This window comes from Mucilaginibacter sp., assembly GCF_039207105.1.
Classification (GTDB): domain Bacteria; phylum Bacteroidota; class Bacteroidia; order Sphingobacteriales; family Sphingobacteriaceae; genus Mucilaginibacter.
The window spans coordinates 20,921-27,472 of record NZ_JBCECK010000043.1 but is presented as its reverse complement, the minus strand read 5'-3'; the positions used below and the strand labels follow the sequence as shown (position 1 = coordinate 27,472).

General features: G+C 42.2%; 7 protein-coding genes and 1 pseudogene. 4 read left to right on the top strand and 4 right to left on the bottom strand.

All coding sequences use genetic code 11. From position 1 onward, the window contains the following. The coding region (locus AAGC65_RS11215) for a pyridoxamine 5'-phosphate oxidase family protein (RefSeq protein WP_343112540.1) at positions 1 to 189 on the bottom strand (189 nt) is incomplete at its 3' end. Positions 190 to 218: 29 nt separating this feature from the next. Next, positions 219 to 1,097 carry a universal stress protein gene (locus tag AAGC65_RS11210; protein ID WP_343112539.1) on the bottom strand — a complete coding sequence of 293 codons (879 nt, stop codon included), beginning with the start codon at positions 1,095 to 1,097 and terminating at the stop codon, positions 219 to 221. A gap of 178 nt (positions 1,098 to 1,275) precedes the next feature. Between AAGC65_RS11210 and AAGC65_RS11205 the strand changes: the two genes are divergently transcribed. The 3 genes and pseudogenes from AAGC65_RS11205 to AAGC65_RS26195 form a co-directional block, all read left to right on the top strand. Then, positions 1,276 to 1,965 carry a BON domain-containing protein gene (locus AAGC65_RS11205; protein ID WP_343112538.1) on the top strand — a complete coding sequence of 230 codons (690 nt, stop codon included), beginning with the start codon at positions 1,276 to 1,278 and terminating at the stop codon, positions 1,963 to 1,965. A gap of 37 nt (positions 1,966 to 2,002) precedes the next feature. Then, positions 2,003 to 2,536: a DUF6544 family protein gene (locus tag AAGC65_RS11200; RefSeq protein WP_343112537.1), complete on the top strand. Its 534-nt coding sequence runs from the start codon at positions 2,003 to 2,005 to the stop codon at positions 2,534 to 2,536. Between the two features lie 70 nt (positions 2,537 to 2,606). Continuing rightward, positions 2,607 to 2,705: pseudogene (locus AAGC65_RS26195) on the top strand (DUF6544 family protein); the annotation flags it as partial. Positions 2,706 to 2,747: 42 nt separating this feature from the next. Here AAGC65_RS26195 and AAGC65_RS11195 read toward each other — a convergent pair. Together AAGC65_RS11195 and AAGC65_RS11190 are read right to left on the bottom strand one after the other, a co-directional pair. Beyond that, positions 2,748 to 3,815 (bottom strand): PEP/pyruvate-binding domain-containing protein, encoded by a 1,068-nt coding sequence (locus AAGC65_RS11195; RefSeq protein WP_343112536.1) that lies wholly within the window; start codon positions 3,813 to 3,815, stop codon positions 2,748 to 2,750. Positions 3,816 to 3,843: 28 nt separating this feature from the next. Further along, positions 3,844 to 5,274 carry a L,D-transpeptidase family protein gene (locus AAGC65_RS11190; protein WP_343112535.1) on the bottom strand — a complete coding sequence of 477 codons (1,431 nt, stop codon included), beginning with the start codon at positions 5,272 to 5,274 and terminating at the stop codon, positions 3,844 to 3,846. Positions 5,275 to 5,418: 144 nt separating this feature from the next. Here AAGC65_RS11190 and AAGC65_RS11185 point away from each other — a divergent pair, with 144 nt between their 5' ends. After that, positions 5,419 to 6,456, top strand: coding sequence for a zinc-dependent alcohol dehydrogenase family protein (locus AAGC65_RS11185; RefSeq protein ID WP_343112534.1), 1,038 nt, complete (start codon positions 5,419 to 5,421; stop codon positions 6,454 to 6,456). Positions 6,457 to 6,552 lie beyond the last annotated feature (96 nt).

Genomic DNA, 6,552 nt, shown 5'->3' with positions numbered 1-6,552 from the left:
TACTTTCGGATTTTTTCGCATGATGGCTATTTTCAATCCCTCTGCGGAATGGGCATAGACAAAGGGAGGCTCATAAACATAATTTACGGGAATGATATAAGTCAGCCCATCCCCGTGGCAACCAATTCTACCAATAAGCTGGGTATGGAGCAGCTCGTCTATTTTTTCGTTGTTTAATTCTCCAAGCATGACGATTCATTTATGGTTAATCATTAGCGTTAAAATATAGTATGACAATTTGCCGGATAAACCAGGAGTGGAATATCAGCGCGCCTGGCCATCTTTTGTGTATGGCTTCCCTGGAAAAGGTCGTGAAAGATGCTGTGGTCTCGGTGTACCATAGCCAGCATGTCAATTTGACCATGATCACACAACCAGGTAAGTCCGCTATTGACGCCTTCACTCGTGATATGCCGATAATAAACCTTGGGATAATTCGCTTTATTGGATACCTCACATAGAAATTTTTCTATCTTTTTTTTGGAAGCTTCTTTCTGATTTGCTGCGTCTGTTATGTGTACTACCAATATTTCCGCATTAAAATATTTTGCAAAGGATGTAATGGAATGAAGAATCTCTATGTCCGAATCACTGAGATCTGTGGCAAATGCAATTTTTGTAAGACCCGTGAAAGAGCAACTCGATGGGATCAGCAACAAGGGAAAAGTGGCGCATTCCACCATGCGTTTGCTATTGCTACCCAGGAAAATTCGACTTATCGTCCCAGCACCTGACATGCCCATAATGGTCATGCTTCCCTTGTAATCACTAAAGATATTTCTGATCACATCACTTACTTCGCCAATACTGCTATTGATGAATATATCAGGATGAAAATGCCCGGAAGGATTAGTTTCCCGCTCGGTTTCCTTTAATTTATTTGCCAATGCATGCAGCTCCCGTTCTGCGGATTTTTGCAGGGAGTCATAATCTTCAAGCGGCCAAACAATAGCGCCGGCCATTGGTGATTCAGCCGGTATTAAAATGGCATTGCATAACATAACGTTAGCTCTAATCGCCTGTGCTACATGCATAGCATATCTTGCTGCATTCCTTGCGGCAATTGAAAAATCTGTTGGAACCAGGATCGTTTTCATAACGGTTAGTTTTAATTCATATACAAAGTTTGCTGTTGTTTTCCGAGGATTTAATGACCCCGGTTACATACTTTAATGACTCTCGGCATTATATCGATATGGTGTTTATGCGAGAGAATTTTAGCGTTTAATGTCATTAAGGGATGTGAGGATTGTCATTTCTTAAAGGTCAAAGGCTATGGACATTTGTATTAACTTTAATAAAATAGTTATGAAAACAGATTCAGAAATTCAAAAGCAAGTTATGGAAGAGCTAAAATGGGAGCCTATTCTTAACGCGACCGAAATTGGCGTGGCTGTAAAGCATGGAGTAGTTACTTTAAGCGGTCAGGTCTCCACTTATTCAAAAAAAGCGGTCGCCCAGCGGGCAGCCTGGCGAGTTAAAGGTGTAAAAGCCGTGGCGATTGACCTGGAGGTCGTCCTGTCCAATGACAACAGGCTGCCAGATACGCTTATCGCTGAAAACGTTCTTAGCGCATTGAAATGGCATACCTCCATTCCCGATGAAAAACTTAAGGTAAAAGTAGAAGACGGGCAGGTCTCTTTAGAAGGTGAGGTAGAATGGGGTTATCAAAAAGACGCCGCGATGAACGCGGTTCGCTGGCTAAAAGGCGTTAAAGGAATTATAAGCCTGATTACTGTCAAGCCTCGCGTTGACATTAAAGTAATTAAAGATAATATTACCAAGGCCCTGGAGCGCAGGGCGGACATTGAATCCAACGGCATTAAAATAGAAGCGCTTGGAAACAAGATAATATTAAAAGGTAAGGTACATTCCTGGAGTGAAAGGGTTGAGGTGGGCCATGCGGCCTGGTCTGCTCCTGGCGTTAGCGATGTTGATGATCAAATTGTAATTGACTATTATTAATATCTGATGTTTATGCTTCAAAGCATGAAAGGGCTATTTGCGGTCCGTCTTAGGCAGGCCCAAAATCTCCAGGAAGGTAAGAATTTTTCCTAATCCTGATAGATCGGGTCTGCCTGAAATTTTACAACAATATATAGCCAGAGCATCCATTCCGGATCTGGCTTTATCCGTTCCTATCAGAATAGCATGGAAAAATACTGCTTTAAAGTTTAAACCCGTAGCTAATTGGTCCCCGGTGAACTTTGAGCAAATAAATTTTTTGGCTGAACCTGTACGATTAATTCATATGTGGTTCCAATTATGGGGTCTGATACCCAAAGAAGGGATGGACTCCTATTTGGGGGGTAAGGGGAGAATGTTGGTTAGACTTTTAAAGCATTTTAAAATGAGCGATGTAACAGGGCCGAAAATGGATCAACCAGAGCTCGTGACTCTACTGGCAGAAACCATGTTGATTCCGGCGTATAGGGTACAACAATATATGCAATGGAAAATTATTGATCGGCAAACTATAGAGGGAACCATAACACACCGCGGAATTTCAGCAAGCGGTATTTTTCTTTTTCAATGATGATGTCGATATGCTTTCCTTCGAGACGCTTGACAGATATTATACAGACAAAGACGAATAATTTCTACCGATTGAGTGGGGCGCCACAATCACCGGTTACAAGAAAAATGGCGGCATTAAATCACCTTCAGATTTTTCGGCAACGTGGAAATTACCTGAAGGTGATTATCAATATTTTAAAAGGTCAAATCAAGTCCATAGCGGCGGGCCTTTAATCCGGCAAAAAACTTTGCCTGGCATGCACCAGAGCCCCGGCAATCTGTTGATTGTAAGCAGAAACCTGATACGGACTAACCTGCAACAGGTAAAATTGATGGTTCTTACCGTCTTTTGCCCATTCAAAGCACATTGGTTTTTGGTAAAGCTGTTCGAGCGTCAGCGCCCATTCTGATAAATGCCTGATCTCTATGTCGCCAAGTACATAGGTTTCCTGAAGTTCAAGTGGCGTATCCTTGACCAAAGTTTGATGGATCTCGTCGTCTTCATCAGCGAAAATTAATGTTTGGCATTTGCTACCCAGATCTCTTTCCACCAAAATACCCTGCCGCATTCTTAGTGACGGCTTGAAGACCAGGTATTCATCTGGTTTTATCTTATACCGGTTAATCATGTCTCCTAAGCCCCAGATCGCTTTTAAGAATATAATATCTTCGTTGCCGTGTCCGGGAAAGTGTGTGAAACCAACCCCCGAACATCCAATGTCTGCTCTGACCATTTCCTGGATGCCTACAGACATCGCCGCCTCATCTGGCTGGTATCCGTTTTCGAAGGCATATCGGATTGCACGCTCAGTGAACAAGGAAGCAAAACATTCTTTAACACTGTAAAGTAAACTGCTATGGCCTTTCCGGTTGAAGTAGCTGTCATTCAGGCCGCTTACGGCTGCATTTGCTACCTGGGGGACAACGATGCTGCTTCGAATGGCCACCTTCGGAGCGGTGAAATCAAACAAATAATCATAAGCATCGACAATCGCCATTACCAGGTCATTCGGCATATGTCCCTCAACAATCAGTTTTCTTGCCTGCCTAGCTTTTTCTGAAAGGTTATCGTAGGTCACCTTATCAATCGACTCTATCAACTGCTTCAGCGGTGTAGCCAAAAAATTGACTTTAACAAAATACTGATAGGCTTCAGCTGTAATAATAAACCCATTCGGTATCAAAATCTCTGTTGACTTTAATAGCGTTATTAGTTTTCCAATTTCGGCATTTTTATAACCAACCTGCCCGATGTCAACCAGGGAAGTTTCGCAAAATTTTTTGATGTAGGTTTTCATGACTATGTTAATTGAGAAATTTAATAACTTATTTTTCGTTCATGACCAGAGCTGGCTTTGTATTATATAACGCCTTTTCCAAGTTCTGATCTAAATGGTACACATCTTCGTAGGTGATAAGTCCCCAGTCCCCTGCGGCGCAAGTGATGTAGATAATATGGATGGGAACCGATTTTTTCAGGATATAAGTTTTTCGCTGGTACTTAATGAATGCCTTTTTAAATCCTGTAATGTTTTTTGCGTTTCCGTCATGGGCTAATAGTTGTTCGCCTAATTTCCCTGCATCTGACAGCCACACGCAACCGTTACTTAAGGCGCGGTTGTTTTTCTCAAAAAAATCTTTTTTGGGTATATCATGAAGATAGATATGATATGGGTTTGCGAGGTTAAAAACCAATCTGCCATGCGTCATATCCAGGCCCGATGAATGTCTGGCATAATATTTTTCGGGATTTCTTGCGATAATCTCCATATTGGTAGCATTAGGCTTGATAAATTGCCCGTTACGGTCATAGATGGCATAGTGGCTATTTTTCAGATAGTTGATGTCTTTCAGGGTGCTGGGTAAAATTTCTTTTTGAAAAACAGATTCTACCACTCTTGCATCCGGAGCTGTTACAAAATAATCTACCTTACCCGATAATGTTGGTGTAGGTGTTTGGGGTTTACCTACGGCTACCTTATACCGGTATGTGGTATCCGGAAGCTTGTAAATCATGGTATATTCCGGAATGTTAATTAAGATATAGCTGTCTTCATCAATTGCCGCCCAGCGCAGTCGCTCCATATTGATGGCAATCTTTCTCACTTCGGCAACTGGCACTTCATAGCAATCCCCATCGTATTGTCCCTTGAGCAGGTGCATTCTTCGTTGCAGAGCTGCGTAAAGCTCATTTTGTGGCTGTGCATTTGCTATTGCTCCCAAAATATCTTTTTGTTTCATGGCCGATGCGAGGTACACATCGGCGTTAAATTTTCCAGACTGCCCGCTATCAATCCTGGTTGCTGAAAATTCAGGATTAAGCTTTCCGTAATGAAGATGGTTCATCAATGTAAGCACCGCATCAGTGAGTAAAATCTCATAGCGCGCCTGCTCCGCTATTTTAACTTTTTCCGGCGTATCTAAAATACTGTGTAGCCTAGGGTAAGTCAATTCTTTTGGGTGGTAGTCATCATGTGAAAGTCCAAATTGCAATACACAGTCAATCATTAACATTGCCTGCCACGCCGGACCCATCCCCCCCTGTTGTTTAATCCAGGATGGTTGGAAATCAGATCTACTGTAAAACCGTAAGACCGATTTTGGGTAATATAATCCAGGCGCACTTTGAAGCTGTTTTTTGATCTCGACAGCAAGAGGATTGGCTGCAAGAGCGGGTTTGCACACGCAGGCTACCGGAATAATCAACGCACAGATCAGGATACTTGATAGTAATTTTAATTTGCTCTGCCTTTTCATAACCAATTGATTTATAGCACAAAAATGAAACAGTTACGGCGTGCAAATAATGATAAAGATCATTTTTCAAGCTGATCCTAAACATGTTCATTATACTGAAAAGCGGCAAATTTGCTTGACAATAATTCATTAATTCAGACAGGTATGAAAGCATTAGTTTATCACGGGCCAGGTAATAAGTCCTGGGAAGAAAAACCTAAACCCACATTATTATTTCCTACAGATGCTATAGTAAGAATCTTAAAAACAACGATCTGCGGAACCGATCTGCATATTATGAAGGGGGATGTTCCAGAGGTGACTGATGGCAGAATAATCGGGCATGAAGGCGTGGGTATTATTGAAGAAACAGGGAGCGCTGTCAGCAATTTTAAACCAGGCGATAATGTCATTATTTCCTGTATCACCTCCTGCGGCAAATGTCCTAATTGTAAAAAGGGAATGTATTCCCATTGTGCCGACGGGGGCTGGATATTGGGTCACCTGATTGACGGTACGCAAGCAGAATATGTACGAATACCCCATGCGGATAACAGTCTTTACCACATACCCGAGGGAGTGGATGAGGAAGCTCTGGTGATGCTGAGCGATATACTGCCAACCGGTTTTGAATGCGGTGTACTCAATGGCGATGTAAAACCTGGAGATGTGGTTGCTATCGTAGGAGCCGGGCCAATTGGTATAGCTACCTTGTTGACGGCCCAATTTTATACGCCTGCGAAAATCATTATGATCGACCAAGACGATAACCGTTTACAGGTTACTAAAAAATTTGGAGCTTCACATATCATCAATAGTGAAGTAGAAAACGTGGTTGAAAAAATAATGGATATTACGGGCCATGCCGGCGTTGATGTTGCTATTGAAGCGGTGGGCATACCTGAAACGTTTGAGCTTTGCGAGGCGATCATAGCTCCCGGGGGCCATATTGCCAATATTGGTGTTCATGGGAAAAGCGTCAATCTGCATTTGGAAAACCTATGGTCAAAAAACATTACGATCACCACGCGCCTGGTCGACACAGTGACCTCACCCATGCTGCTCAAAACCGTTGAATCCAAAAAACTGGTACCTGCGAGTTTAATCACACACCATTTTAAATTGGATGAGATCTTGGAAGCGTACGACACATTTGGTAATGCAGCCAAAGAAAAGGCGTTAAAGGTGATCCTAAGTTCCTGATAGGTGTTTATGGCATGTTCTCACGTTTTTGCCAAATCAAAAAATGACATTAATCACTTTTTGATTTGTGGCCTGTTACTTTTTTTATGGGGCTAT

Bases quoted from the DNA above. Each gene is read 5' to 3' on its own strand.
- AAGC65_RS11210 (WP_343112539.1), bottom strand. From the start codon at position 1,097: ATGAAAACGATCCTGGTTCCAACAGATTTTTCAATTGCCGCAAGGAAT.
- AAGC65_RS11190 (WP_343112535.1), bottom strand. From the start codon at position 5,274: ATGAAAAGGCAGAGCAAATTAAAATTACTATCAAGTATCCTGATCTGT.
- AAGC65_RS11195 (WP_343112536.1), bottom strand. From the start codon at position 3,815: ATGAAAACCTACATCAAAAAATTTTGCGAAACTTCCCTGGTTGACATC.
- AAGC65_RS11185 (WP_343112534.1), top strand. From the start codon at position 5,419: ATGAAAGCATTAGTTTATCACGGGCCAGGTAATAAGTCCTGGGAAGAA.
- AAGC65_RS11205 (WP_343112538.1), top strand. From the start codon at position 1,276: ATGGACATTTGTATTAACTTTAATAAAATAGTTATGAAAACAGATTCA.